This window comes from Nocardiopsis dassonvillei, assembly GCF_964273065.1.
Taxonomy (GTDB): domain Bacteria; phylum Actinomycetota; class Actinomycetes; order Streptosporangiales; family Streptosporangiaceae; genus Nocardiopsis; species Nocardiopsis dassonvillei_B.
On record NZ_OZ186815.1, the window covers coordinates 5,647,343 to 5,672,919 of the forward strand.

Consider the following 25,577-nt stretch of genomic DNA (forward strand, 5'->3'; position numbering starts at 1 on the left):
GTTCCGCCATGATTTTTCGATAGCCTCGGCACGACCGAAAGCCGCCGAGGCCATGTGGCCCGGCACCCGCACCGGCTGGAGGGGCCATGCGCAGAACCCGCGTCAAAGCGTCCACGATCCGTGGGCAGCTCAACCGCATCGTGCTCGTACCGAGCCTGTGCTTCCTGGCCCTGTGGCTCATCGTCGCCGCCGTGGGCACGGTGCAGGCCGTCCGCCTCATGGGATCCGTGGTCCAGGCCCGCGAGGGCACCGAGGCCTTCTCCGCGGCCGTCCTCGAACTGCGCTCCGAGCGCCGCCTGAGCCTGGTCCACCTGGGCCGCCTCGAAGCGGGGGACACCGTCGACACCGACGCCCTGCGCGAACAGCGCGCCCGCACCGACACCGCCGTCGCCGACGCGGTCGGGCTCGCCGAGCAGCTGCGGGCCACCCGCGACGACGAGGTCCGGCGCAGCGCCGGGGAGTTCGTGGAGGCCACCGGCGAACTGCCCGCCCTGCGCACCGCCCTGGACGACGGCTCCACGGTCCAGGAGCAGATCCTCGTCGGCTACGGAGAGGTCCTCGACGGCGCCGCCGCCGTCACCACCGCCCTGGTGCACACCACCGACGGCGGCGAGAACCTCACCGACGCCGTCCTCACCAGCGAGCTCATCGGCGCCGCGGCCGAGTACTCCACCGCCGACGCCCTGCTGGCCGGGGTCGCCGCCCGCGGCGGGATCGGCTACGAGGAGACCGCACACTTCACGTACCTCACCGCCTCCTACCGGGACACCCTCGGCGAGGCCGCCGACCTGCTGTCCCCGTCCGTGAACGCCCGCTACCAGGAGATGGTCGCCGACCCGGCCTGGATCCGCGCCGAGGACCTCAGCCGCGCGGTCGTCACCCGCCCGCCGGCGACCGCCGACGAGCAGGCCCCGCCGGCACGGAGCACCCCCCTCGACGTCGGGGCCGCCGACTGGGACGACTCCTCCGGCGCCTCCGTAGCCCTGATCGACGGACTGGCCCGCGCCCAGGCCGACCGGACGGTGGACCTGGCCTGGGGCGCCGCCCTGACCCAGGTGTCCCTCGCGGTCGGCGCGGCCCTGGTCTGCCTCGCCGGCGGCGCCATCGCCCTGGCCACCGTCGGCCGCTCCTCCCGGCGCCTCACCGACCGGCTCACCCTCCTGCGCGAACGCGTGATGGAGCGCGACGACGACCTGCCCGACCTCGTCGACCGGGCCCAGCGCGGGGACCGGGTGGACGCCCAGGAGGAGCTGCCCCCGCTGGACGAGTTCGGCGACGACGAGATCGGCCAGGTGGCCGAGGCGTTCGACAGCGCCCAGCTCACCGCGGTCGAGGCGGCCGTGCGCCAGGCGGAGATCCGCCGCGGCGCCAACAAGGCGTTCCTGGGCATCGCCTTCCGCAACCAGAACCTCGTCCAGCGCCAGCTGCGGCTGCTCGACGAGATCGAGTACGACGAGCAGGACCCCGAGGCGCTGGGGCGCCTGTTCCGGCTCGACCACCTCACCACCCGGGCCCGCCGGTACGCCGACAACCTCATCATCCTGGGCGGCGGCCAGTCCGCCCGCCGCTGGCGCCAGCCCCGCCCCCTGGTGGACGTGCTGCGCGCCGCCATCGCCGAGACCGAGGACTTCGAGCGGGTACGGCTGACCTCGGCGCCCCGCCTGCTCATGCACGGCCAGGCCGTCGCCGACATCGTGCACCTGCTGGCGGAGCTGATCGAGAACGCCACCCAGTTCTCCCCGGCGGGCACGCCGGTGGACGTGGGCTGCGGCCCCTGCCCGGAGGGACTGCTGGTGGAGGTCGAGGACCGCGGCCTGGGCATGTCCGAGCACGGCTACGAGCAGGCCCGCCGCACCCTGGCACGGCCGCCGGAGTTCGACGTGATGGCACTGCCCGACGACCCGCGGCTGGGGCTGTTCGTGGTGGCCCGCCTGGCCGAGCGCCACGGTGTGCGGGTATGGCTGGAGCCCTCGCCCTACGGGGGCACCCGGGCGATCACGCTCATCCCCAGGGCCCTGCTGGAGCCGGCCGACGTACCGGCGGTGGCCGGACCGCGCGGCGTCGTCCCGCCCGCGGTACCGCCCCGGGAGGAGACCGCCCCCGAGGAGGACGTGCGCCAGGCCTTCGGAGTGCCGGAGACCCCGCCCGAGTCCGTCCCCGCGGGCGCGCGCACCGAACAGGTGCAGAGGAGTGCCGACGCGCAGGCCGGCCCCGACCTGCGCCCGGTGACCGCCGCCGGGGGCCCGGGTCCGGCCTTCGACGGCGCCGGACCCGACCCGGCCACCGTGCCGCGGCCCCTCCCCGACACCGGACGTGCGGATCCCCGCCCCGGCCGCACCACGGGTCCGCAGCCCGCTCCGGACGGCGGCCTGCGGCCCGCCCCCGACACCGACGCGATGGACCTCCGCCCCGGGCACGACCGGATCACGGGCCCGCAGACCGGTTTCGGCGACCTCGTGGCGCTGGACCCCCGCGCCGGTGCGGCGCCCGGCCCGGGGCGGCCCCACGGGACCGGGCCGCAGACCGCCCTCGGCGAGATCGACCTCTTCGCGGACCCGCCGGCCTTCGACGACCGCCCACCCGAGGAGCGGCCCTCCGACGAGGGGCGGCGGCCCCGGAACCCCGTTGACGCCCAGGCCGGCCCGCGCTCCGGCCCGCCCGCCGAGCAGCCGTGGGACGTGCGCTGGGGGCACACCGGTCCGCAGGAGGTGCTCGGTGCCGCCGGGCGGCACCCGACCGAACCGCGCCGCGGCGAGCCCCTCCCCGCCGGACCCGGCACCGGCCCCCGACCGGTGACGGGCGGCCGGCCGCCCGGGGACCGGCCGCTCGAGAACGGGCGCCCGGGCGATCCCACCGAGCCCCTGCCCCACCTGGCGGCGGACCGGCGCCGACCCGACCCCGGCCCGCAGCACCCGCCCGCCGCCCGGGAGGGCGGCCGCCCGGCGCACCGCCGAGACCTCCCCCCGGGGTTCACCGGGCCCCGCCCGGTCGCCCCCGACCGGGGCCGGCCGGGGGCACCCCCCGGGCCGTGGGCCGATGATGCGCCCACCTCGCCCTTCCCCGCCCCGGACGCTCCGCGCCCGGACGGGCCGCCCGACCCCGTCGACGAGTACCCGTACGCCACCCCGGAAGAGCCCTCCCGGGAACCCCGCCCCGGCAGGAGCCCCGCGGGCGGCCTCCCGGACCCGGAGCGGATGCCCCTGCCCAAGCGCCCCGTGTCCCATGAACGGGACGCCTTCCGAGTACCGGCCCCCACACCTCCGGGAGGACACAGTGAGCCATGAAAGACGCCGGGCCCCGGCCCGGCACGAAAGGGGGGGCGCGGACCGCGCCCCCCGCGACGAGGCGGAACCGGACCGGGCCGAGGAGCGGTTCCTGCGCCCGTTCGCCGTGGCCGCGGGCGACCCGGAGGGAGCCGCCCCCGGACCGGGGCCCGGGACGCTCGACCTGCTCACCCTCGTGGTCGCCGCGCGCACCCCCGGACGGCCCGAATGGCTGCGTCCGGAGCGCGAGGCCATCCTCCGCCATGCCCTGCGGGCCCGGACCGTCGTCGAGCTGGCCGCCGAGGTCAACCTCCCCGTCGGCCAGGTCAGGGCGATCACCGCCCGGATGATCGCGGACGGCTCCCTCCAGCGCTGCGGTCCCTCCCGCCCGCTGGCCCGCAAGGACATCCTGCACGCCGTCCTCGTCGGCCTCCGCTCCCTGTAGCACCCCGCCGCCCGCACCGGGCCACCGCCCGTGCGCGCCCTCTCCGCGGTCCCCGCCGGGGCTTCGTGCGACGGGCCCCCTTGCGGCCCCCGGCCCGGATCCGTTCCCCGCACGTCACGCGGATGTCCTCCACCGTCCCCCGCCCCGCCGGATTGGTCCGGGCGTGAGCGGGAATGTGACCGGACCGGACGGGTCACGCGTGTCGGAGCGGAGTTATCCACAGGTTCCGGAGCACGCTGGTCTGGGCCCCGGGCGCGGCCCAGCATGGAAGCAGCCGGCCGGCCCGGGAAGGTCCCGCGCTGCACCGGCCGGAGGCCCCCATGTCCCTGTCCCGCCCGGTCGCGGCGTTCCTCGCCGTGGTCCTCACGCTCGCGCTCACGACGGCCGCCGCCGTCACCGACCTACGAGGGGGAGAGTTGGACGGCTTCAGCATCGGACATCTGCCCGCAGCCATCGACGAGGAGGCCTCGGTCTCCGATTTCGAGTACGAGTGGGGCGACGTCGGCTTCACGAGCAGGGTGTGGGAGCGGCCCAGGGAGGGGGGCGGCGTCGAGGTGGTGCTGCAGATCCTCGTCCTGCGCGGCGACACGCTCACCGACCTGGACGCCCTGCGCGCCTTCCTCGCCGAGTACCACGAGCGCTCCCCGGACGAGTGGGTCCTCACGCCGTTCGACAACGGAGGGGTCCCGGCACTGCACGGCGAGACGGAGGCCTTCTGGACACCCGCGCCGGGGGCCGCGGTGGAGGTGCGCGACGCCTTCGGGATCCTGGGGCCGGACGAACTGCTGGCCACCGCCCGGGGGATCGTCCCCGCGGACGCACTCTGACGTGGGCCGGCCCGGCGGTCGCCGTTGGGCACCGCCGGCCGGGACCGCCGGGTCCCGAGGTCGGACCGCGCCCCTGACGGTCGGAGGCCGACCCGCCGACGGGCCGACCCGCCGACGGGACGGCGTGCCGGCGCGGCACTGCCGCGCCGGCCGCCGGGCGCCCGCACGGCGCACCGGACCGGATCCGGTGCGCCGGGCCGCCCCGGCGACGGCGCCGTCCCCGGGTCGGCCCCGGGTCGGCCCCGGGCCCGGCGGCTCAGCAGCCGTCCAGCACCCCGCGCAGCGCGGCCTCCTCGTCGGGATCCACGCTCAGGTCCCAGACGTGCTTGACCTCGATCCACGCGGCGGCGTACTCGCAGTGCAGCGACTCCAGCGGAGGCATCCAGTCGGAGGGGTCGGCATCGCCCTTGGACCGGTTGCTCGAGGCGCTGACCGCCCACAGCTGCGGCGAGGACTCCAGGTCGTTGGCGAACCGCTCCCGCTCCTCGGTCGTCCACGCGTGGGCCCCGGACCGCCAGCCCTCCTTCAGCGGCACCATGTGGTCGATGTCGAGGTCCTGGGGGTCGGTGAAGGTCTCGCCGTCGTAGGCGCTGTACCAGGAGCCGGAAACGGCCCGGCAGTCCTCGTTCATCTCCACGTTCTCCCCGGCACGGGACAGCACCGTCTGCCGGGTGTCGCACCCGTCCTGGCGGCTCCAGTGGGGGAACAGCGCGCGGTCGTACCCGGGCGGGTCCTCCTCCGCCTCCACGCGCAGCTCGTCCAGCATGGTCCGGGCCTGCTCGACGGACGTGTCAGGGGCCGAGGTGCCGCCGTCCTGCGGACCGCCGGCGTCCCCGTCCGTGCCCAGGTCGATGATCCCGAGCTGGTAGAGGACGAACGCTGCGACGATGATCGCGCCGACGATGGCGGAGATGATCCCGCCCGACTTCGACGACGACTTCTTATCGGCCATGAGGGAACTCCACGAGCTGGCGAACGGGGCGCACCGCCAGGGGACGGCGCCGTTCCCCAGCTTGGCGCATGCCACGGCCGTCGGGGAACACCGGGCGGGGTCGTGTTCGTCTCGGCGGACCGACCGGAACGGGGGCGGGAGGGGATCAGGAGGCGAGGAGGTCGAACAGGAACGACCCGGCCGGCAGGGCCCCCACACCGACGCTGTACGCCCACGCCCGCCGCCGGTCCGGCACGTCCCGCAGCGTGCGCCACCCGTACAGCAGCACCCCGGCCGCCACCAGCGCGCCCTCGACGACCGCCGCCGCCACGGGCGTCTCCCACAGGCCCAGGCCCAGCAGCGGCGGGCCCGAGCCGCCGGGCAGCAGCGGCATGTCGGGCCGGTGCACCAACAGGTCGAGCAGCCAGTGCGAGAACACCACCCCGCCCAGCACCCACCCGGCGTGGACGCCCCAGCGGTCGCGCAGGAACACGTGCGTCAGCAGCCCGACGGCCACCGCCAGCACCAGGTTCGACACCAGGGCATGCGAGAACGGGGCGGTGATGAGCAGCGACCCGTAACCGCTCAGCCCCGGGGCCGCGGGGGCCATGGACTCCACGCCCGCCGCGGACAGCGGGAGGAAGACGAGGTCGGGCACCTGCGAGGCCACCAGGAGTGCGGCCATCGGTATCTCCGGCCGCCACGCCTTGACGATCCCCGCCACTCCGAAATGTCCGGCCAGCATCAGTCGGTCCCCCCTCCGCGGGTCGCCCCGCCGTCACCGCCGCCTCCGGGCCAGTCCCGGTAGGCGCGCACGAACCCCTCCACCAGCAGCCCGAAACTCTCGTCCACGTCCTGGGGCAGGCCGAACCCTCCCCGTACCTCCAGGTCCACGAAACCGTGCAGCGCGCTGCGCAGCGCCCGGATCGCGTGCACCGACCGCTCCTCGCCGATCCCGAAACCGTTCAGCACCGCGGCCAGTACGGCCACCGGGTCGTTGTCCAGCCCCACGTCGGGGGAGGCCAGCCGGGGCAGCCGCTGCAGGGCCGCGTAGCGTCCGGGGTGGGCATGGGCGTAGGCCCGGTAGGCGTCGGCCACGGACCGCAGCGCCTCCGCCCCGGAACGCCCGACCGCCGCGTTCCGGATCACCGCGCCGAGCTCGTTCGCGCCCAGCACGGCGATGGCGCGACGCAGCCCGGCCAGACCGTCGACGTGCTTGTACAGGCTGGGCACGGCCACACCGAACCGCTTGGCCACCGCGGCCAGGGACAGCGCCTCCCAGCCCTCCTCGTCCACGACCCGGGCCGCCTCGGCCACCACCAGCTCCGGGGTGAGGCCGACCCTAGGCATCGGCGCGCACCTGCGCGATCAGCTCCTCCAGCACCGGCACGACCAGGTCGGGGCGCTGGCTCTGGGGGTAGTGGCCGGTCTCGGGCAGCATCACCACCCGTCCGCCGACGACCGAGCCCACCCAGGCGGCCTCCGCGGCCGGGTCCTTCCAGTCGGGGTCCAGCTCGCCGCCGACCACCACGGCGCGGGCCCGCAGGCCCGGTGCGCTCAGGACCTCCTCGCTCGGCGCGTAGATGGTCTCGTGCACCGCCCGGTAGCGGTCCGCGGGGCGCAGCATGGCCAGGATGCGCTCCAGCTGCTCCTCGTGCCCCTGCGGTGTGCGGCCCCTGTGCAGGCTGTCGTAGAAGCCGGTCAGGAAGCGCGGGCCCCAGGGGCGCAGCAGCATCAGCCGCTGGGCGATCCGTGTGGCGGGGCCCGGCGCCGGCTTTCGCAGGAAGGCGGCCATGGGGGCGATGCCGGCCACCAGGTCGGGTCGCTCCAGTGCGGCGATGGTCACGGCGGCGCCGCCCAGCGAGGTGCCGGCCATGACGACGCCCCCACCGCCCAGCTCCTCGGCCAGGGCGATGGCGTCGGTGGCCGCGGCCCGGCTGGTGTGATCGTCGAACGTGGTGTCGCTGTCCCCGTGGCCCCGCAGGTCCATGGCGGCGACCCGGTGTCCGGCCCGGGCCAGGGCCCGGCCCACGAACCTGAAGGACGCCCGGTGGTCGAACATGCCCGGCACGCACACCACCAGGGTCCCGTCGGTGTTCTCCGCTCCGTACAGGTCGTAGGCGATCCGCCCCCGGGGGCGCGTGAGGTATCGCAGGGTCTGTTCTCCACCACTCAAGCTCATCTCCATAGCCATAAAGCTAAGAGCATTAGCCGAGGGCGTCAAGGCCCTGTGGGCCGGGGATCTCCGGAGCCGTGCCGACGCGCCCCGCCGCCGAACCGGTAGCGTGGCGGTGGACCGCAGGTCAGCGGCCGACAGGGAAAAGCGGGTGAGTCCCCGCCGCGTGCGGCCTACACTGCAAGGCAGATCGGGCCCCGGCCCGCCTACGAACCAGAGAGCAAGCACAGTGACCGACATCATCGACGAACTCCAGTGGCGCGATCTCATCGCGCAGACGACCGACCTTGACGCGCTGCGCAAGGCGATCGCCGATGGTCCGATCACCCTGTATTGCGGCTTCGACCCGACGGCGGGGAGCCTGCACGTCGGCCACCTCACCCAGATCCTCACTCTGGCCCGCTTCCAGCAGGCGGGGCACCGGCCCATCGCCCTGGTCGGCGGCGGGACCGGCCTCATCGGGGACCCCAAGCCGAGCGCCGAGCGCCAGCTCAACTCGGTGGAGACCGTGCTGGGCTGGGTGGAGGCGCTGCGCGGCCAGCTGTCGGCGTTCCTGCGGTTCACCCCGCCCGGGGAGACTCCGCAGCCGACCGACGCGATCCTGGCGAACAACGGCGAGTGGCTGTCGGGGATCAACGCCATCGAGTTCCTGCGCGACGTGGGCAAGCACTTCAGCATCAACCAGATGCTCGCCCGCGAGACCGTCAGGAGCCGCCTCGACGGTGAGGGCATGAGCTACACCGAGTTCAGCTACGTGCTGCTGCAGTCCTACGACTTCGTGCAGCTGTACCGGCGCTACGGGTGCACGCTCCAGACCGGCGGCTCCGACCAGTGGGGCAACATCACCGCCGGCCTGGACCTCATCCGCCGTATCGACGGCAACGAGCCGCACGGCCAGGCGCACGCGCTGACCACCAACCTGCTCACCAAGGCCGACGGGACCAAGTTCGGCAAGACCGAGACCGGCACGGTGTGGCTGGACCCGGAGCTGACCTCGCCGTACGCGTTCTACCAGTTCTGGTTCAACGCCGACGACCGCGATGTCGTCCGCTACCTGAAGGTGTTCAGCTTCCGTTCCCGGGAGGAGATCGCCGAGCTCGAGCGCCAGACCGCGGAGCGCCCGCAGGCCCGTGTGGCCCAGCGCGCCCTGGCCGAGGAGCTGACCACGCTGGTGCACGGTGCGGACGAGTGCCGCAAGGTCATGGACGCCAGCCTGGCCCTCTTCGGCCGCGCCGAGCTCTCCGAGCTCGACGGACGCACCCTGGAGGCGGCCCTGGCCGAGGTGCCCAAGGCCGAGGTCTCCGGCCCGGTGGCCGAGCTGCCCGCGGTCGCGGACCTGTTCGCCCAGAGCGGCCTGACCCCGAGCAAGTCGGCGGCCCGCCGGGCCATCCAGGAGGGCGGTGCCTACGTGAACAACACGAAGGTCACCGACGTGGAGGCGCGCCTCACCGAGGACGACGTCCTCCAGGGGCGGTTCGTGGTGCTGCGCAAGGGCAAGCGCAACATCGGCGGAGTCGTCCTGACCGGCTGACGGGGGAGTCCCCGCGGGGGCCGGCGCCCACGGGCGCCGGCCCTTCGTGCTGCCGGGACGGAGAATTCGTCCCACTCTGAGGGTTTCGAGGGGGAATCACCGGGGCAGGATGACCGTTGTCCAACTACAAAGGCCCACGTGCACACGCGACTCCCGGTATGGGGAGCGCCCGGTCACGAGGCCCCCCAGGACCCGAAGACGCGGCCCGCGAGGGCGCCAGGTTCCCGGTTCGACACACGACCCGGGCCCTGGTTTGACGTCTCCTACACATCTCCCTATACTCGGGAAAGTCGCTGCGGGACGGCGAGCGCCCTGAGGGCGTGTTCGGCCCCGGACCGCGCACTCGCGACAACCCTTCTTTCTTCGACTCCAGCCAGAGCGTCACGGGCATGCGCCCGGAGGCGGTAAGGTCGGAGGGCCGCACCGGAAACGGGAACGGCGAAGAAGAGAACAGGAATTCTTCACTCCTGGTCGGTTGATTCCGAGAAAACGCCGGTTTGGCGGGACACGGAAACACTGATAAAGTGAAGACACAACAAAGCGGAAACGCAGACGCCTTCCACGGAAGAGCGGCCGGGAACAGAAACACGTACCCGGGGCTTGTACGGGAAGAGCGGTTGCTTCTTGAGAACTCAACAGCGCGTGTTCGATTTTTACAGCCAAGTTTGTTTTGGCCCCGTCACACGACGATCAGTGAGATCGGAGTGTGCGAGGTTCCTTTGATTGGACCAGAAGGACATTGAGCCAGACGGTTCGGTCAGGATTTTCTTCTAGGTTTCCGCACCCCTTTCGGGGTGGCGGTGCAAGACCTTTATGGAGAGTTTGATCCTGGCTCAGGACGAACGCTGGCGGCGTGCTTAACACATGCAAGTCGAGCGGTAAGGCCCTTCGGGGTACACGAGCGGCGAACGGGTGAGTAACACGTGAGCAACCTGCCCCTGACTCCGGGATAAGCGGTGGAAACGCCGTCTAATACCGGATACGACCCTCCTCCGCATGGTCGAGGGTGGAAAGTTTTTCGGTCGGGGATGGGCTCGCGGCCTATCAGCTTGTTGGTGGGGTAACGGCCTACCAAGGCGATTACGGGTAGCCGGCCTGAGAGGGCGACCGGCCACACTGGGACTGAGACACGGCCCAGACTCCTGCGGGAGGCAGCAGTGGGGAATATTGCGCAATGGGCGAAAGCCTGACGCAGCGACGCCGCGTGGGGGATGACGGCCTTCGGGTTGTAAACCTCTTTTACCACTCACGCAGGCTCCGCGTTCTCGCGGGGTTGACGGTAGGTGGGGAATAAGGACCGGCTAACTACGTGCCAGCAGCCGCGGTAATACGTAGGGTCCGAGCGTTGTCCGGAATTATTGGGCGTAAAGAGCTCGTAGGCGGCGTGTCGCGTCTGCTGTGAAAGACCGGGGCTTAACCCCGGTTCTGCAGTGGATACGGGCATGCTAGAGGTAGGTAGGGGAGACTGGAATTCCTGGTGTAGCGGTGAAATGCGCAGATATCAGGAGGAACACCGGTGGCGAAGGCGGGTCTCTGGGCCTTACCTGACGCTGAGGAGCGAAAGCATGGGGAGCGAACAGGATTAGATACCCTGGTAGTCCATGCCGTAAACGTTGGGCGCTAGGTGTGGGGACTTTCCACGGTTTCCGCGCCGTAGCTAACGCATTAAGCGCCCCGCCTGGGGAGTACGGCCGCAAGGCTAAAACTCAAAGGAATTGACGGGGGCCCGCACAAGCGGCGGAGCATGTTGCTTAATTCGACGCAACGCGAAGAACCTTACCAAGGTTTGACATCACCCGTGGACCTGCAGAGATGTGGGGTCATTTAGTTGGCGGGTGACAGGTGGTGCATGGCTGTCGTCAGCTCGTGTCGTGAGATGTTGGGTTAAGTCCCGCAACGAGCGCAACCCTTGTTCCATGTTGCCAGCACGTAATGGTGGGGACTCATGGGAGACTGCCGGGGTCAACTCGGAGGAAGGTGGGGACGACGTCAAGTCATCATGCCCCTTATGTCTTGGGCTGCAAACATGCTACAATGGCCGGTACAATGGGCGTGCGATACCGTGAGGTGGAGCGAATCCCTAAAAGCCGGTCTCAGTTCGGATTGGGGTCTGCAACTCGACCCCATGAAGGTGGAGTCGCTAGTAATCGCGGATCAGCAACGCCGCGGTGAATACGTTCCCGGGCCTTGTACACACCGCCCGTCACGTCATGAAAGTCGGCAACACCCGAAACTTGTGGCCTAACCCTTCGGGGAGGGAGTGAGTGAAGGTGGGGCTGGCGATTGGGACGAAGTCGTAACAAGGTAGCCGTACCGGAAGGTGCGGCTGGATCACCTCCTTTCTAAGGAGTCTTTTCAGGCCAACACTTTTCCTATGGTTGGCCGGACTCGAAAGTGGACCTGCTGAACCCATGGTTGATCTGTGGTGTTCCGGTGGGATTGGTTGTAATGGATTGGTCGGACTTCACCTCCAAGGGTCCTAGAAGCCTTGGAGGGCGCGTTGTTGGGTGTCTGAGGAAGCAACCCTTGTGGTTGGTTCCCGCGGACCGCCTCTGAGAACTCTCAGAAGCCTGTGGGCCTGGTTCCCTTGTCTCCGCTGTGTGCGGGGGTGGGGGTTCTCGGTTGTCCGGGTGGGTGAGTGGTAGCAGGGTATGCGGTTGGTGTTTTGATTTGTGAATAGTGTGCGCGAGCATCTTGTTATCTGTAGTGGCCAAGTGATAGTGGCATACGGTGGATGCCTTGGCACCAGGCGCCGATGAAGGACGTGGGAGGCCGCGATAGGCCACGGGGAGCTGTCAACCGAGCTTTGATCCGTGGGTGTCCGAATGGGGAAACCTAGCCCGAGTTGTATCGGGTTGCCGCCGCCTGAATGTATAGGGCGGTTGGTGGTGACGCGGGGAAGTGAAACATCTCAGTACCCGTAGGAAGAGTAAACAACAGTGATTCTCCTAGTAGTGGTGAGCGAACGGGGAAGAGGCTAAACCGTGCGCGTGTGATAGACGGCAGTCGTTGCGTGTGCGGGGTTGTGGGGCGTGTCTTTTCGGGTCTGCCGGCCCGGAGCACTAGTGGTCAGAGCTAGCTGAATCCGTTGGGAAGCGGTACCGGAGTGGGTGAGAGTCCCGTAGGTGAAGGTTCTGATCAGGTGTTGACGCTGTCCCCGAGTAGCGCGGAGCCCGAGGAATTCCGTGTGAATCTGGCAGGACCACCTGCTAAGCCAAAATACGTCCTGGTGACCGATAGTGCACTAGTACCGTGAGGGAAAGGTGAAAAGTGCCCCGGTGAGGGGTCGTGAAATAGTACCTGAAACCGTGTGCTGTCAAGCCGTCAGAGCTGGATCTTGTGTCTGGTGATGGCGTGCCTTTTGAAGAATGAGCCTGCGAGTCATGGTGTGTGGCGAGGTTAACCCGGGTGGGGTAGCCGTAGGGAAACCGAGTCTGAATAGGGCGTTTGAGTCGCATGCTGTGGACCCGAAGCGGAGTGATCTACCCATGTCCAGGGTGAAGCGGGGGTAAGACCTCGTGGAGGCCCGAACCCACCAGGGTTGAAAACCTGGGGGATGAGGTGTGGGTAGGGGTGAAAGGCCAATCAAACTCCGTGATAGCTGGTTCTCCCCGAAATGCATTTAGGTGCAGCGTTGCGTGTTTCTTGCCGGAGGTAGAGCTACTGTTTGGCTGATGGGCCCGACAAGGTTACTGACGTCAGACAAACTCCGAATGCCGGTTAAGTGAAGCGTGGCAGTGAGACTGCGGGGGATAAGCTTCGTAGTCGAGAGGGAAACAGCCCAGATCATCAGCTAAGGCCCCTAAGCGTGTGCTAAGTGGGAAAGGTTGTGGAGTTGCTGAGACAACCAGGAGGTTGGCTTAGAAGCAGCCATCCTTTAAAGAGTGCGTAATAGCTCACTGGTCAAGTGGTTCTGCGCCGATAATGTAGCGGGGCTTAAGCACACCGCCGAAGCTGTGGAGCCCGGTTTTTGCCGGGTTGGTAGGGGAGCGTCGTGCGTTCGGTGAAGCCGCCGAGTGATCGTGTGGTGGAGGGCGTGCGAGTGAGAATGCAGGCATGAGTAGCGAAAGCAACGTGAGAAACGTTGCCGCCGATTGACTAAGGGTTCCTGGGGCAGGTTAATCCGCCCAGGGTGAGTCTGGACCTAAGGCGAGGCCGACAGGCGTAGTCGATGGATAACGGGTTGATATTCCCGTACCCGTGCACGAGCGCCCAGTATCGAATCAGGTGATGCTAACCACGCTGGTGGGTTTCCGGTCCTTCGGGACTGGTTGCTTTACCGGTCTGGGATCCGAGCTTGTAGTAGGTAAGTGATGGGGTGACGCAGGAGGGTAGCTCTACCCGGCGGTGGTTGTCCGGGGGTAAGCGTGTAGGCTGGGGGGTTGGTAAATCCGCCTCCCGTGAAGGCTGAGACGTGATGCGGAGCCGTTTTAGGCGAAGTGAGTGATCCCATGCTGTCGAGAAAAGCCTCTAGCGAGTTCGTGAGCGGCCAGTACCCTAAACCGACGCAGGTGGTCAGGTAGAGAATACCGAGGCGTTCGGGTGAACCATGGTTAAGGAACTCGGCAAATTGTCCCCGTAACTTTGGGAGAAGGGGAGCCCTGTCTGGTGAAGGCCTTCGCGGCTGGAGCTGGGTGGGGTCGCAGATAGCGGGGGGAAGCGACTGTTTATTAAAAACACAGGTCCGTGCGAAGTCGTAAGACGCTGTATACGGACTGACGCCTGCCCGGTGCTGGAACGTTAAGAGGACCGGTCAATGGGGGTTCGCCCCTGTGAAGCTGGGAATCTAAGCGCCAGTAAACGGCGGTGGTAACTATAACCATCCTAAGGTAGCGAAATTCCTTGTCGGGTAAGTTCCGACCTGCACGAATGGCGTAACGACTTCCCCACTGTCTCAACCATGGGCCCGGTGAAATTGCACTACGAGTAAAGATGCTCGTTTCGCGCAGCAGGACGGAAAGACCCCGGGACCTTCACTATAGCTTGACATTGGTGTTTGGGATGGTTTGTGTAGGATAGGTGGGAGCCGGTGAAGCTATCACGCTAGTGGTGGTGGAGGCGTTGGTGAAATACCACTCTGACTGTTTCGGGCATCTAACCTTGGGCCGTGATCCGGTTCGGGGACAGTGTCTGGTGGGTAGTTTAACTGGGGCGGTTGCCTCCCAAAGAGTAACGGAGGCGCCCAAAGGTTCCCTCAGCCTGGTTGGTAATCAGGTGTTGAGTGTAAGTGCACAAGGGAGCTTGACTGTGAGACGGACGTGTCGAGCAGGAGCGAAAGCTGGGACTAGTGATCCGGCACCGGCGTGTGGAAGCGGTGTCGCTCAACGGCTAAAAGGTACCCCGGGGATAACAGGCTGATCTTCCCCAAGAGTCCATATCGACGGGATGGTTTGGCACCTCGATGTCGGCTCGTCGCATCCTGGGGCTGGAGTTGGTCCCAAGGGTTGGGCTGTTCGCCCATTAAAGCGGCACGCGAGCTGGGTTTAGAACGTCGTGAGACAGTTCGGTCCCTATCCGCTGTGCGCGTTGGAGACTTGAGAAGGGCTGTCCCTAGTACGAGAGGACCGGGACGGACGAACCTCTGGTGTGCCAGTTGTCCTGCCAAGGGCATGGCTGGTTGGCTACGTTCGGGAGGGATAACCGCTGAAAGCATCTAAGCGGGAAGCTTGCTTCGAGATGAGGTCTCCTGCCTCCTTTGAGAGGGTAAGGCTCCCTATAGACGATGGGGTTGATAGGCCGGGTGTGGAAGCCTTGTGAGGGGTGGAGCTGACCGGTACTAATAGGCCGAGGGCTTGTCCGCTGCAGATAATTGGGTGCTCGCGCATACGTTTCACATAGCTGGTGGAAATGTTTCCCGGCTTCGGGGCTCTTTGTTGGGGTTTCGGGGTGTGGGTGTTGGTTTCCGTGGTGGTTATGGTGGGAGGGTCACACCCGGTTACATTCCGAACCCGGTCGTTAAGTCTCCTTGCGCTGATGGTACTGCCCTGTGGTGGGGTGGGAGAGTAGGTTGCTGCCACGGTTTTTTGTCGGGTTGAGAGCCCCCTCGGTTGAGGGGGCTTTCCCTGTTTGTGGGGTGTGTTGTGGGGGGTTGCCTGGGGGCGGCCCCTCTTTTTTGTTTGTGTTGGTGGGGGTCGCCTGGGGGTGGCCCCTCTTTTTTTGTTTTGGGTGTGGGTGGGTGGTGGGGGTGGGTGTTTCCCGGGTCCCAGCCCCAGGGGGGGTTGGGGGAGGGAGAACCGGGACCTGCACCGCAGGGGGTGAAAGCGGGGAAGAACCTCGGCCCGCACCCCAGGGGGGTGGACGGACTTGGAGGTTTCCAAAAGGGTCACCCGTTGGAAAGGGCGGTCTGTGGTCGCTCCCGACAGCAAGCGTTGGTTTCCAAAACGCTGGCCGCTTGGGAAGGTACAGACTGCGGAGCGTGGGCCCGTCCCGCCGCAGTCGGCGTGCGGCAGACCACCAGGGCTGGGCGTTCGACGGGCGTGCGGGGTGGTGGGGGTTTACGGGGCGGGTGCGCGCGAGGCCTGCCCCGCCCGGCCACACAGGTCCACGGAGGAAGGGTCCGCCTGGAAAGGGACGGGCCTGTCCGACCTCGCTTGTAACACCAACCACAGCCGGGGCGACCCGCACCCGAACCGCCCCGGGCGGGTGTGTCAAGTTAAGGGTGTAACTGTTTTTCTTGGTCACTGGCGTGTCGCGGTCAACCGCCCGTCGAAGGCCAGATCGAACGCGTTCAGCGCTCGCTTCCACCGGCCGGCCCACTTCACCGCACCCGCCCCGGTCGGATCCAACGCCATCAACGCCAGATACACGCACTTGAGCGCGGCCTGCTCGTTGGGGAAGTGTCCCCGGGCCTTGACCGCACGCCGGATCCGGGCGTTGATCGACTCGACCGCGTTCGTGGTGCAGATGACCCGCCGGATCTCCACATCGAAGGCCAGGAACGGCACCATCTCCGCCCACGCCTGCTCCCACAACCGCACGATCGCCGGATACCGCTCACCCCACACCGAACAGAACTCGGCGAACCGCTCCCGGGCGGCCTCCTCGGTCGCCGCGGAGTAGACCGGCCGCAGCGCGCCGGCGACCTTCTGCCGATCGGCGACCGAGGCGTAGCGGAAGCTGTTGCGCAGCAGGTGCACGATGCAGGTCTGCAGCACCGTGCGCGGCCACACGGCCTCGACCGCCTCGCCCATGCCCTTGACCCCGTCGGCCACCAGCATGAGCACATCGGCCACCCCGCGGTTGCGCAGCTCGGTGAACACGTGCGCCCAGTACTTGGCACCCTCACCGCCCTCGCCCGCCCACAGACCCAGGATGTCGCGCTCGCCCTCGGCCGTCACCCCGAGCACGACGTAGACGGGCCGGTTGGTGACCTGGCCGTCGCGGATCTTGACGTTGATGGCGTCCACGAACAGCACCGGGTAGACGGGGTCCAGGGGCCGGTTCTGCCACTCGGCCATCCGGTCCATCGCACCGTCGGTGATCGTGGAGATGGTCTGCTTGGACACGTTCGCCCCGTAGACCTCGGCCAGGTGGGCGCAGATCTCGCCGTGGGTCAGGCCGCGGGCCGAGAGTGAGAGCACGATGCCGTTGACGCCGTTCAGGCGGCGCTGGCGCTTCTTGACGATCTGCGGCTCGAAGGAGCCGTCGCGGTCGCGGGGCACGTCGAGCTCGACGGGGCCGGCCTCGGTGGTGACGGTCTTGGAGCGGGTGCCGTTACGGGCGTTGCCGCTGCCGCTGCCGTTGCCGGGCGCGGAGCGTTCGTGTTTGGCGTAGCCCAGGTGGGCGTCCATCTCCGCTTGCAGGACGTTCTCCAGGGTGGTCTTGGTCAGGCGGGACAGCAGCCCGTTCTCGCCGACCAGGTCGATGCCCTCGGCCTTGGCCTTGGCGACCAGTTCCGCGACCAGCTCTTCGTCCGACCTGCCAGTATCCTTCTTGACCTGCGCCTTGTCACTCATGGTGAACTCCTACCCCCTTGGAGTTACACCCTTATCTTTACAGTCCCCCCCCGGGCACCACAGGGGGTGGAAACCGCAGGCACCTTCCCGCCCCGACCCCAAGGGGGGTGGAGGGAGGAGGGACCGCTGGCCCTCGCCACCGGTCCGGGACTGCCCAGTCAGGCCCAGGGCGGGTGTTCGGTGCCGGCCGTTCCCAATCGGGGAGAGGTCTTCTGCGACCTTCACCCCTGGGGCTGAGGTGGGAGGTTCTCCGCGGCTTTCACCCCTGGGGTCGGGGTGGGAGTGTTCGCTCGGGTTCACCCCCCTGTGGTGCCGGAGGACACACCTAGCTAGGGTCACCCCAGCGGGGGCTGGTGTTACAAGCGAGGTCGGGTGCGACCGGCGGGTTTGCAGGCGGACCCTTCCTCCGTGGACCTGTGTGGCCGGGCGGGGCAGGCCTCGCGCGCACCCGCCCCGTAAACCCCCACCACCCCGCACGCCCGTCGAACGCCCAGGCCTGGTGGTCTGCCGCACGCCGACTGCGGCGGGACGGGCCCACGCTCCGCAGTCTGTACCTTCCCAAGCGGCCGGGCTTTTGGAGACCAACGCTTGCTGCCGGGCGCCCCCACAGACCGCCCACCCCAGATGGTGACCCTCCTGGAAACCTCCAAGTCCGCCTACCCCCCTGGGGCCGGGGCCGAGGTTCTCCCTCCCCCTCACCCCCTGGAGCAGAGGCCCCGGTTCTCCCTCCCTCAACCCCCCTGTGCCTGGGGCGGGAAACCCTCCTGCGGCCTTCACCCCCTGTGGCGGAGGTCCGAGCGATGCCCTCCGGCTGTGGCCGAGGGCCCCAGGAAAAGACAACAACCCCCTGCGGCACAGACCCCGGTTTCCTTCTTCCTCAACCCCCCTGTGCCCGGGCCGGGAAACCCACCCGCGGCCTTCACCCCCGCGGCGGAGGCGCCCACAAGGGTTCAGGGCCTGGGGCCAAGGCCTCCAGTCCAGCGAGAAACCCCCAGGAGTACCAACCGCAGTTCTTTCCCTCGACCCCTTGGGGCGGGCCGGGAAACCCATCCGCAGCCCTCACCACCCCTGTGCCCGGGACCTGGGGAACGCCCACCCTCACCCCCTGGAGTCGAAAGAGACGATCCGCCCTCCGGAGGCGCCCTGAACCCCGGACAGCGAGCCCCCGCCCAGGACAGCGTTGAAAGCCCTGAAAAGACAGACACACGATGGTCGGCAGAGGAACCACCTCCCCACCCCCGCGAGCCGAGGTTCATCTGCCCGGTGTAGTCGAAGCCCTCAGCGCTCGCGACGCCTGCCCGTAGCAGCTGCTATTTCCTGCTGGGCTGGGACTTTGAGCACTTGGACCTTGGCGGGCACCATCTGCTCCATGACGTAAGCTGGAGGGCACGAGTACTTGACGCGCTGCTACTGCTCAGTGGCAGCGCTTTTGACTGTTGACGGACGGGTTGGATGACTGAGGACAGCCGATCGGGAGACCGCCAGGACTCCGGAGCCAACGAGCACAGCGGTGACCGCTCAGGCGCGTCTTACGGTCGGGGACGCGGTGACGACTCCCGCTCCCGTTCCGGCTACCGGGATGACCGCGGCCGCGACGACCGTCGCGGTGGTTTCCGCGGTGGGGACCAGGACCGTGGCGGTTACCGGGGCCGCGATGACCGCGGCGGGTTCAGAGGCGACCGCGACCGGCGCGATGACCGGGGCGGAAATGACCGCGGTGGATACCAGGGTCGGGACGACCGTGGTGGGTACCGCGGTGGTGACCGTCGTGAGGGCGGTTACCGTGATGACCGTGGTGGTGACCGTCGTGAGGGCGGCTACCGCGGCGGCGATCGGGACCGTGGTGGTTTCCGTGGTGGGGACCGGGACCGTCGTGATGATCGCGGTGGGTACCGGGGCCGTGACGACCGTGGTGGTGACCGTCGTGAGGGCGGTTTCCGTGGTGGCGATCGGGACCGTCGTGATGACCGTGGTGGTGACCGTCGTGAGGGCGGCTACCGCGGTGGGTACCGGGGCCGTGACGACCGCGGCGGCGACCGCCGCGAGGGCGGTTTCCGCGGCGGCGACCGCGACCGGCGCGATGACCGGGGCGGAAATGACCGCGGTGGATACCAGGGTCGGGACGACCGTGGTGGGTACCGCGGTGGTGACCGTGACCGTGGTGGGTACCGCGGTGGTGACCGTGACCGTGGTGGGTACCGCGGTGGTGACCGTGACCGTGGCGGTTTCCGTGGTGGCGATCGGGACCGTCGTGATGACCGTGGTGGTGACCGTCGTGAGGGCGGCTACCGCGGTGGGGACCGGGACCGTGGTGGTTTCCGTGGTGGGGATCGGGACCGTGGTGGTTTCCGTGGTGGGGATCGGGACCGTCGTGATGACCGTGGTGGGTACCGGGGCCGTGACGACCGTGGCGGCGACCGTCGCGAGGGCGGCTACCGCGGTGGCGACCGCGACCGGGGCGGGTACCGGGGCCGTGACGACCGCGGCGGGTACCGCGGGCGCGACGACCGGCGGGCTCCCCGGGAGGACCGCGACCCCGCCGACATCGCTCCCCAGCTTCCCGAGGAGGCGACCTACGACCAGCTCGACGCCGACACCAGGCGCGACCTCAGCTCGCTGCCCAAGTCCCTGGCGGAGCTGGTCGGCAAGCACATCGTGGCCGCCGGCCTGTTCGTCGACGAGGACCCCGAGCGGGCCTACACCCACGCCGCCTACGCCCGGCGCAAGGCGTCCCGGGTCCCCGGCGTGCGGGAGGCCTCCGGTGTCGCCGCCTACACGGTCGGCAAGTGGCAGGAGGCGCTCTCCGACCTGCGCGCCGCGCGGCGGATGAGCGGTCGTGACAACTTCCTGGCGATCATGGCCGACTGCGAGCGCGGCCTGGGCCGCCCCGAGCGGGCCCTGGAGATCACCGGGGACCCCGCCGCCGAGCAGCTGGACGCGGCCGAGCGCATCGAGCTGCGCATCGTGGCCGCCGGTGCCCGCCGGGACATGGGCGACATCAAGGGCGCACTGGCCGAGCTCCAGGTCCCGGAGCTGAAGGAGCGCCGGGCCCGGCCGTGGATCGCGCGCCTCTTCTACGCCTACGCCGACGTCCTGGAGGAGCTGGGCCGCGAGGAGGACGCCCGCGAGTACTTCTCTCGCGCGTCCGCCGTGGACACCGAAGGGGTGACCGACGCCGACGAGCGCCTGGCCGTCCTGGAGGGTGTGGAACTGGTCGATGTCGACCTGGAGGACGGCATCGTCTGGACCGACGCCGAGGAGCAGGACCACCCGGAGCCCGAGGACGCGCCGGAGGCCGGTCCGGTCGGGTCCGTCCGCGAAGGGGGCGGCGTCGACACCGGGGATGTCGTCGAGGACGAAGAGGACGGCCCCCGGGACGACGAGGCCCGGGAGCCGGTCCGGGACGGCGAGCCGGAGGGCGGCGAGCCCGAGGCCGTGGAGGGTCCCGGGAAGGCCGGGGGGACCGGCGGCTCCGAGGACCGGGAGCGCGACTGACCCCGGATTCCGTGGCACCGCCGGGCGGGCGTGAACCGCTCGGCGGTGCCGTTGTGCGTCTGGGGGTCCTTCCCCCCGTGTACGACTCCGTGGTGTGCCTGACCCGCCGGGGCGGCCGGGCGCTGATGGTGCGCAACCGGCGGCGCGCCTGGGAGTTCCCCGGCGGGCACGCCGAGCCCGGGGAGGGCGTGGTGGACACCGCGCGGCGGGAGGCCGCCGAGGAGGCCGGGGCGACCCTGGGCGAGGTGGAGGTCGCCGGGTACTACGTGCTCGCCGACGGGCACGTCACGGTCGTCACGCACGCCCCCGTCCTGGATTCGGTACCTCTCAGCGGGGAGTTCGAGACGGTGGAGGTGCGGGAGTTCGACGTCCTGCCCCCCGAGGAGAGCCTGTCGTGGTCCGACGGCCTCTACGCCCACCTGCTGCGGGTCCTGGGCCTGCCCGGCGCCCGGCCCTGAGTGCGGTCAGCCGACCTGCTTGACGTAGGTGGTCTCCTTGCCCACGAGCGAGTAGCCGAGGCGGGTGTTGATGGCCAGCATGGGCGCGTTGTCCTGGTGGTTGCCGGTGGTGGCGTAGGCGAACCCCCGTTCGCGCGCCCGCAGCAGGGCCGTGTGCTTGGCGTAGCCCGCCAGCCCGCGCCCGCGGTATTCGCGCAGGGTCCCCGTCATCGACGACTCCATGCGGGTCTCGCGGTCGGAGCCGTAGCAGGTGATGCCCGCCGGGGTGCCCTCGTGCAGGAAGACCAGGCTCAGGTCGAGGTCGCTGAGCGTGTGGCTCCACGGCCCGCCCACCCAGTCCTCGAACGACATGAAGCCGACGCCCGGGGCGGCTCCCGGTTCGTCGGCGCTGACGGACCGGTCGAGTTCGTAGACCGGGCGGGGGTCGTCGGCGTAGTCGCTGAAGGGCCGGAGTTCGACGCCGGGGGGCGGTTCCGGGGCCGGGGGCAGCAGGGACAGGTCCAGACCCAGGATGTGGTGGGTGTCCTCGACCTCGTACCCGTGGGACAGGGCGACCCGGCGGAGCGCCGTGCCGCCCGCCTGGACGGGTTCGTCGGCGGCTTCGGCGCGCAGGGTCCGGGCGCCCTGCTCCGTCAGGGCCTCCTCGGAGGCGGTGAGGAGGCGGGCGGCCAGCCCGCCGTCCCCGCGGTGGTGCTCCGCGACGGTCATGAGGAAGGTCAGGCCGTGCGGGTCCCGGCCCCGGGGGCGGGTGAGCAGGGACCGGGTGAAGCCCACGACCGCGCCCCCGGCGTCCGTCGCGATGAGCGGGCGGTCCGTCGTGTGCGGGGTGGGGTGGTCCATCCGCCAGCGCACGGCCTCCTCGGTGAGGACCCGGTACGGGTGGTGGGCGCGCAGGAAGGGGAGGACCGCGGGGGCGTCCGCCTTCTCCAGCGGCCGGATCTCGATCGTCATGCGGTGAGCCTAGGTGGCCGGGGGCGCCTCCGCACGTGCTTTTCCGGTGTCGTACTCCTGTGCGGTTCCGGCGCCGCGGGCACCGCCTTCGGGTCGGGCGCCGGGGCGGCCCAGGCGCCCGGGGCGTCCGTCAGCCCCGCTCCTCGCGCTCCCTGTGCGCGGCCTCGGCGCGCTCCTGTTCGAGCCGGTCGAGCCAGTGGACGATGCCCGACACGTTGGCCTCGGCGCCGCTGAGGGTGTCCAGGACGGCGGCGGCCTCGGGGGAGGCGTCCGGGGGCAGCGGCTTGTAGCGGCTGATGACCTTGTCGCGGACCATGGCGATGGCGTGGTCGAGGTCGCCGGCGGAGCCGTGCGCCTCGCGGACCGTGTCGACCCAAAGGTGCAGTTCGGCCTCGGCGCGGTCGATGGTCTCGTCGACCGTCTCGACCGCCCCGAAATGGGAGAACATCAGGCGCTGGGCGCCGATGTCGGAGAACAGCCGCAGGGTGCGAAGGCATGCGTGGAGGTCGAAGTCCGGCGGCGGGGTGGCCGGGCGGACGTCCCCGGTGAGCTGGTTGTAGACGCCCAGGGCGTCGCCGACGTAGAGGTCGCCGGTGAGGGAGTCGACCAGGCCCATGTGGTGCTTGGCGTGTCCGGGGGCGTAGTGGGTGACGAGCCGGCGGCCGCCGCCCAGGTCGATCTCGCCGCTCTCGGCGACGGAGCGGATGCGCTGTGCCTCGGTGGGGTTCATCCGTCCGAAGAGGGTGTCGAGGCGGTCGCCCCAGACCATGGCCGCGCTGCGCATGAGGCGGCTGGGGTCGGCGAGGTGGCGGGCGCCGCGCTCGTGGACGACGATCTCGGCGTTGGGGAAGAGGGCGGCCATGTCGCCGGTGCCGCCCGCGTGGTCGAGGTGGATGTGGGTGACGACGATGGTGGCCAGGTCGGCGGGGGCCAGGCCCAGGGCGACGACCGCGTCGTGCAGGACCCGCGCCGAACCTGCGGTGCCGACCTCCACGATGCAGGGGCGTTCGGTGCGGATGAGGTAGCTGGAGACGATGCCCGGATATCCGGCGAGCATCGTGTCGATGGCGAAGATGTCGTTGCCCAGGGGGGTGATCCCCTCGGGCAGGCGGCTCACGTCCACGTCGTCGTGCACGGTAGGCACCCCTGTTCCCTCTGGTCGTCGTGGGTTCCGGGAGGAACCGCATCCGAATCCGACTCTAGGACACGGGGGCGGTCCGGGTCGGGGTCGGGGGCGGCAACACCCGGCGGTGCCTCGCCGGGAGGGTTTTCCACAGGTCGGGCCGGTCCCTTCCGCCGCCGGTCGGGGCCGGTGATCCTGGAGGCGGGGGCACGTGCGCCGGCCGTCGTGCAGCCCGGGTGTCCAGGCCGGTACCACTGGGTTTTCGGAAGGGGCGGGGCATGCGCGAGGACGGTGTGCCGGGCGCGGCGGCGGACACGGGGGGCGGGGGGAGGCCGGAGATACCCGGGGTCGCCGGGGAGGGGGCCCGGGGCGGGCGGTCCGGTCGGGAGGGGGAGGAGGGGCACCGCAACGAGGTGCTGCTGGTGGGCCGGATCACCGCCGAGCCGGTGTTCCGGAAGACGGCGAGAGGGGACCGGCCGGCCGGTTGGCGGATGTGCGTGGGCAGGCCCGCGGGGCAGGGGGTGTCGGGGCGCCGGTCCGACGCGATCTACTGCGTCGGCTTCGACCCGGGGCTGCATCCGCGGGTCGGGGAGTGGCGGTCGGGCGGTGCCGTCCGGGTGACGGGGCGCCGGGTCTGGCACGGGCGGGCGGACGTGCGCAGCATGTACGAGGTGGAGGCGCGGACCGTGGCCCTGGTGCGCCGTGCCCGTCCGGGGACCGGTGACGCTCCGGCGGTGCCCTGCCCGCGTCCGGCACCGCCGGAGGCCGGGCGGTGACCGTGTTCCGGGGGCCGTGGCGCGGTGGGCGGTGGTGTCCGGTGCGGGCCGCGGCCGTTCTGGTGCGCCTGCTTCTCCGCCTCTTGGGCGTGCGGGGACCGGTCGGCGCGGGTGTTCGGGGTGCGGTCGGCGGCGCCGGGTCGCCGGCGGCGGGCGGCACGGGCGCGGTGCGGACCGCGGGTGTCGCGGCGGGTCGGCGGTCGGCGGGGTTCGGTTCCGGGGGCCGTGGCGCGGTGGGCGGGCGCGGGTGTACGAGGGTGCGGCGGGTGTCGCCGCACGGGGAGGCGTTCAGGCCCGGGTGGGCGGTGCCCGGGCCCGGTTCACCAGCCCAGGGCGGCCAGGGCGGCGCGTGCGGCCGGGCCGGCCGGGTCCACCGACGGGTCCTCCCACACGGCCGTGCACAGGGCGCGCAGGCCGTCGAGGCGGTCACCGGAGCCCTCCATGACCGGGCCCTGGGCGGTGCGGGTCACCGACCAGCCGCCGCAGCGGGTGCCGCCGTCGGTCCGGTCGACCCCGGGGTGGGTGTCGTTCATGCCCGACAGGTCCCACGACAGGTAGTTGGGGCGCTGGTGCTCGGGTGCGGCGAGCAGGTCCAGCGGGGTGGTCACCCCCGACAGCACCAGCAGCCCGGCGGCGCCGTGCACGATGGCGCCCTCGATGTCGGTGTCCAGCCGGTCGCCGACGATGAGCGGGTCGCGCGCGCCGGTGCGCCGCATGCCCTCCTCGTGCAGGGGCCGCATGGGCTTGCCCGCGATGATGGGCTCCACGCCGGTGGCGTGCGCGATCACCCGGACGAAGGCGCCGTTGGCCGGGGTGGTGCCCCATTCGGTGGGGGCGGTGGCGTCGGCGTTGCTGGCGACGTAGAGGGCGCCGCGCGACACCGCCAGGGTGCCCTGGTCGAGGAGGTCGCGGGTCATCGCGCGGGAGTAGCCCTGCACCACGGCGACCACGGATTCGGTGGCGATGGTGACCGGTGTGAGCCCCATCCGGCGCACGGCCTGGCGCAGTCCGGTGTCGCCGACCACCAGGACCTCCGAGCCGGCCGGGTGGTGCTGCGCGACGAGGCGGGCGGCGGCCTCGGCGGAGGTCACCACGTCCTGTGGGGCGGCGGCCACGCCCAGGGCGGTGAGGTGCTCGGCGATGCGGGCCGGGGTGCGGCCGGCGTTGTTGGTCACGAACGCCACCCGTGCCCCCGCGGCCCGTGCCTTGTCGATGGCCTCCGGGGCGGTGGGCACGGCGTCCGGGCCGATGTAGACGACTCCGTCCAGGTCCAGGAGCATCGCGTCGTGGATCGTGCTCAGGGGGCGCTCGGCGGCGAGCAGGGACATGGCGGACCCGTTTCATGCGGCTGCGGTGGACGCCTCCCAGGGTATGCCGGGCCCCGCGGCCGGCGGGGGCGCGGGCCGCCCCCGCCGGGTGTGCGGTGCGTCGCAGCACCCGGGGCCGGCCGGCCTTCGGGAGGGCCCGGCCGCCGTGGCCGGGTCGAGGTGCCCGGGGGCGACCGCGGGCCCCTCCCGGGGGTGCCGTTGCGGGCGGTGCCCGGTGCGTCCGCCGGCGCGCCACCGGGACGGACGGGACCCGCACGGCGGTGGCGATGCGTGGCGGTGGCGGCGCGGGGCCGTGCGCCGTCCGGTGCGGTGGTCCTG

16 protein-coding genes and 3 rRNA genes are annotated in these 25,577 nt (G+C 70.3%); 10 read left to right on the top strand and 9 right to left on the bottom strand.

Going from position 1 to position 25,577, the window contains the following annotated elements:
* The first annotated feature begins 86 nt into the window (after nt 1-86).
* The 3 genes from ACSUPR_RS25255 (at nt 87) to ACSUPR_RS25265 (ending at nt 4,535) form a co-directional block, all read left to right on the top strand.
* Entirely contained in the window at nt 87-3,284 is a 3,198-nt protein-coding gene (locus tag ACSUPR_RS25255) for a nitrate- and nitrite sensing domain-containing protein (protein WP_436887202.1), read from the top strand.
* Entirely contained in the window at nt 3,274-3,708 is a 435-nt protein-coding gene (locus tag ACSUPR_RS25260; protein WP_436887203.1) for a DUF742 domain-containing protein, read from the top strand. Before ACSUPR_RS25255 ends, ACSUPR_RS25260 begins: the two co-directional genes overlap by 11 nt.
* A 320-nt stretch (nt 3,709-4,028) precedes the next feature.
* Nucleotides 4,029-4,535 (top strand): hypothetical protein, encoded by a 507-nt coding sequence (locus tag ACSUPR_RS25265; RefSeq protein ID WP_436887204.1) that lies wholly within the window; start codon nt 4,029-4,031, stop codon nt 4,533-4,535.
* Between the two features lie 256 nt (nt 4,536-4,791).
* Here ACSUPR_RS25265 and ACSUPR_RS25270 read toward each other — a convergent pair whose 3' ends face one another.
* From ACSUPR_RS25270 to ACSUPR_RS25285, 4 genes are all read right to left on the bottom strand, one after another.
* The gene (locus tag ACSUPR_RS25270; RefSeq protein ID WP_436887205.1) at nt 4,792-5,487 is read right to left on the bottom strand and encodes an HNH endonuclease family protein; all 696 of its coding nucleotides are present in this window, start codon (nt 5,485-5,487) and stop codon (nt 4,792-4,794) included.
* Between the two features lie 145 nt (nt 5,488-5,632).
* Nucleotides 5,633-6,211 carry a permease gene (locus tag ACSUPR_RS25275; RefSeq protein WP_436887206.1) on the bottom strand — a complete coding sequence of 193 codons (579 nt, stop codon included), beginning with the start codon at nt 6,209-6,211 and terminating at the stop codon, nt 5,633-5,635.
* Nucleotides 6,211-6,816: a TetR/AcrR family transcriptional regulator gene (locus ACSUPR_RS25280; RefSeq protein ID WP_436887207.1), complete on the bottom strand. Its 606-nt coding sequence runs from the start codon at nt 6,814-6,816 to the stop codon at nt 6,211-6,213. The genes ACSUPR_RS25275 and ACSUPR_RS25280 overlap by 1 nt, the downstream gene beginning before the upstream one ends.
* Entirely contained in the window at nt 6,809-7,621 is an 813-nt protein-coding gene (locus ACSUPR_RS25285) for an alpha/beta fold hydrolase (protein ID WP_436892144.1), read from the bottom strand. Before ACSUPR_RS25285 ends, ACSUPR_RS25280 begins: the two co-directional genes overlap by 8 nt.
* Nucleotides 7,622-7,871: 250 nt before the next feature.
* On the opposite strand from ACSUPR_RS25285, the gene tyrS reads away from it, so the two are divergent.
* The 4 genes from tyrS to rrf all read left to right on the top strand — a co-directional run bounded on the left by tyrS (nt 7,872) and on the right by rrf (nt 15,192).
* Nucleotides 7,872-9,173, top strand: a complete 1,302-nt coding sequence (tyrS, locus tag ACSUPR_RS25290; RefSeq protein WP_436887208.1) for a tyrosine--tRNA ligase — start codon at nt 7,872-7,874, stop codon at nt 9,171-9,173.
* Nucleotides 9,174-9,983: 810 nt separating this feature from the next.
* Nucleotides 9,984-11,515 (top strand): 16S ribosomal RNA (locus tag ACSUPR_RS25295).
* A gap of 365 nt (nt 11,516-11,880) precedes the next feature.
* Nucleotides 11,881-14,974, top strand: a 23S ribosomal RNA gene (locus ACSUPR_RS25300).
* A gap of 102 nt (nt 14,975-15,076) precedes the next feature.
* Nucleotides 15,077-15,192 (top strand): 5S ribosomal RNA (gene rrf / locus ACSUPR_RS25305).
* The 16S, 23S and 5S rRNA genes sit together here, the layout of an rRNA operon.
* A 658-nt stretch (nt 15,193-15,850) precedes the next feature.
* On the opposite strand, the gene ACSUPR_RS25310 is transcribed toward rrf, so the two are convergent.
* Together ACSUPR_RS25310 and ACSUPR_RS25315 are read right to left on the bottom strand one after the other, a co-directional pair.
* A complete protein-coding gene (locus ACSUPR_RS25310) occupies nt 15,851-17,128 on the bottom strand; it encodes an IS256 family transposase (RefSeq protein ID WP_436885469.1) in 1,278 nt (425 codons plus the stop codon).
* A gap of 1,518 nt (nt 17,129-18,646) precedes the next feature.
* Nucleotides 18,647-19,834: a hypothetical protein gene (locus tag ACSUPR_RS25315; RefSeq protein WP_436887209.1), complete on the bottom strand. Its 1,188-nt coding sequence runs from the start codon at nt 19,832-19,834 to the stop codon at nt 18,647-18,649.
* Here ACSUPR_RS25315 and ACSUPR_RS25320 point away from each other — a divergent pair.
* Together ACSUPR_RS25320 and ACSUPR_RS25325 are read left to right on the top strand one after the other, a co-directional pair.
* Entirely contained in the window at nt 19,784-20,623 is an 840-nt protein-coding gene (locus tag ACSUPR_RS25320; protein ID WP_436887210.1) for a tetratricopeptide repeat protein, read from the top strand. The two genes, ACSUPR_RS25315 and ACSUPR_RS25320, sit on opposite strands and share 51 nt — an antisense overlap.
* Nucleotides 20,624-20,676: 53 nt before the next feature.
* Nucleotides 20,677-21,081, top strand: a complete 405-nt coding sequence (locus ACSUPR_RS25325) for an NUDIX domain-containing protein (RefSeq protein WP_436887211.1) — start codon at nt 20,677-20,679, stop codon at nt 21,079-21,081.
* A gap of 6 nt (nt 21,082-21,087) precedes the next feature.
* On the opposite strand, the gene ACSUPR_RS25330 is transcribed toward ACSUPR_RS25325, so the two are convergent.
* Together ACSUPR_RS25330 and ACSUPR_RS25335 are read right to left on the bottom strand one after the other, a co-directional pair.
* The gene (locus ACSUPR_RS25330; protein ID WP_436887212.1) at nt 21,088-22,032 is read right to left on the bottom strand and encodes a GNAT family N-acetyltransferase; all 945 of its coding nucleotides are present in this window, start codon (nt 22,030-22,032) and stop codon (nt 21,088-21,090) included.
* Between the two features lie 130 nt (nt 22,033-22,162).
* Nucleotides 22,163-23,167 (bottom strand): MBL fold metallo-hydrolase, encoded by a 1,005-nt coding sequence (locus tag ACSUPR_RS25335; protein ID WP_436892145.1) that lies wholly within the window; start codon nt 23,165-23,167, stop codon nt 22,163-22,165.
* Between the two features lie 266 nt (nt 23,168-23,433).
* Between ACSUPR_RS25335 and ACSUPR_RS25340 the strand changes: the two genes are divergently transcribed.
* Entirely contained in the window at nt 23,434-23,931 is a 498-nt protein-coding gene (locus ACSUPR_RS25340) for a single-stranded DNA-binding protein (protein ID WP_436887213.1), read from the top strand.
* 320 nt (nt 23,932-24,251) lie between these two features.
* Here the strand turns inward: ACSUPR_RS25340 and ACSUPR_RS25345 are convergent, their stop codons facing one another.
* Entirely contained in the window at nt 24,252-25,259 is a 1,008-nt protein-coding gene (locus ACSUPR_RS25345; RefSeq protein ID WP_436887214.1) for an HAD-IIA family hydrolase, read from the bottom strand.
* Nucleotides 25,260-25,577 lie beyond the last annotated feature (318 nt).

What these genes read in the sequence shown, in the direction of transcription:
- ACSUPR_RS25255 (WP_436887202.1), top strand. Translation starts at nt 87, where the DNA reads ATGCGCAGAACCCGCGTCAAAGCGTCCACGATCCGTGGGCAGCTCAAC.
- ACSUPR_RS25265 (WP_436887204.1), top strand. Translation starts at nt 4,029, where the DNA reads ATGTCCCTGTCCCGCCCGGTCGCGGCGTTCCTCGCCGTGGTCCTCACG.
- ACSUPR_RS25270 (WP_436887205.1), bottom strand. Translation starts at nt 5,487, where the DNA reads ATGGCCGATAAGAAGTCGTCGTCGAAGTCGGGCGGGATCATCTCCGCC.
- ACSUPR_RS25275 (WP_436887206.1), bottom strand. Translation starts at nt 6,211, where the DNA reads ATGCTGGCCGGACATTTCGGAGTGGCGGGGATCGTCAAGGCGTGGCGG.
- ACSUPR_RS25280 (WP_436887207.1), bottom strand. Translation starts at nt 6,816, where the DNA reads ATGCCTAGGGTCGGCCTCACCCCGGAGCTGGTGGTGGCCGAGGCGGCC.
- ACSUPR_RS25310 (WP_436885469.1), bottom strand. Translation starts at nt 17,128, where the DNA reads ATGAGTGACAAGGCGCAGGTCAAGAAGGATACTGGCAGGTCGGACGAA.
- ACSUPR_RS25330 (WP_436887212.1), bottom strand. Translation starts at nt 22,032, where the DNA reads ATGACGATCGAGATCCGGCCGCTGGAGAAGGCGGACGCCCCCGCGGTC.
- ACSUPR_RS25340 (WP_436887213.1), top strand. Translation starts at nt 23,434, where the DNA reads ATGCGCGAGGACGGTGTGCCGGGCGCGGCGGCGGACACGGGGGGCGGG.
- ACSUPR_RS25345 (WP_436887214.1), bottom strand. Translation starts at nt 25,259, where the DNA reads ATGTCCCTGCTCGCCGCCGAGCGCCCCCTGAGCACGATCCACGACGCG.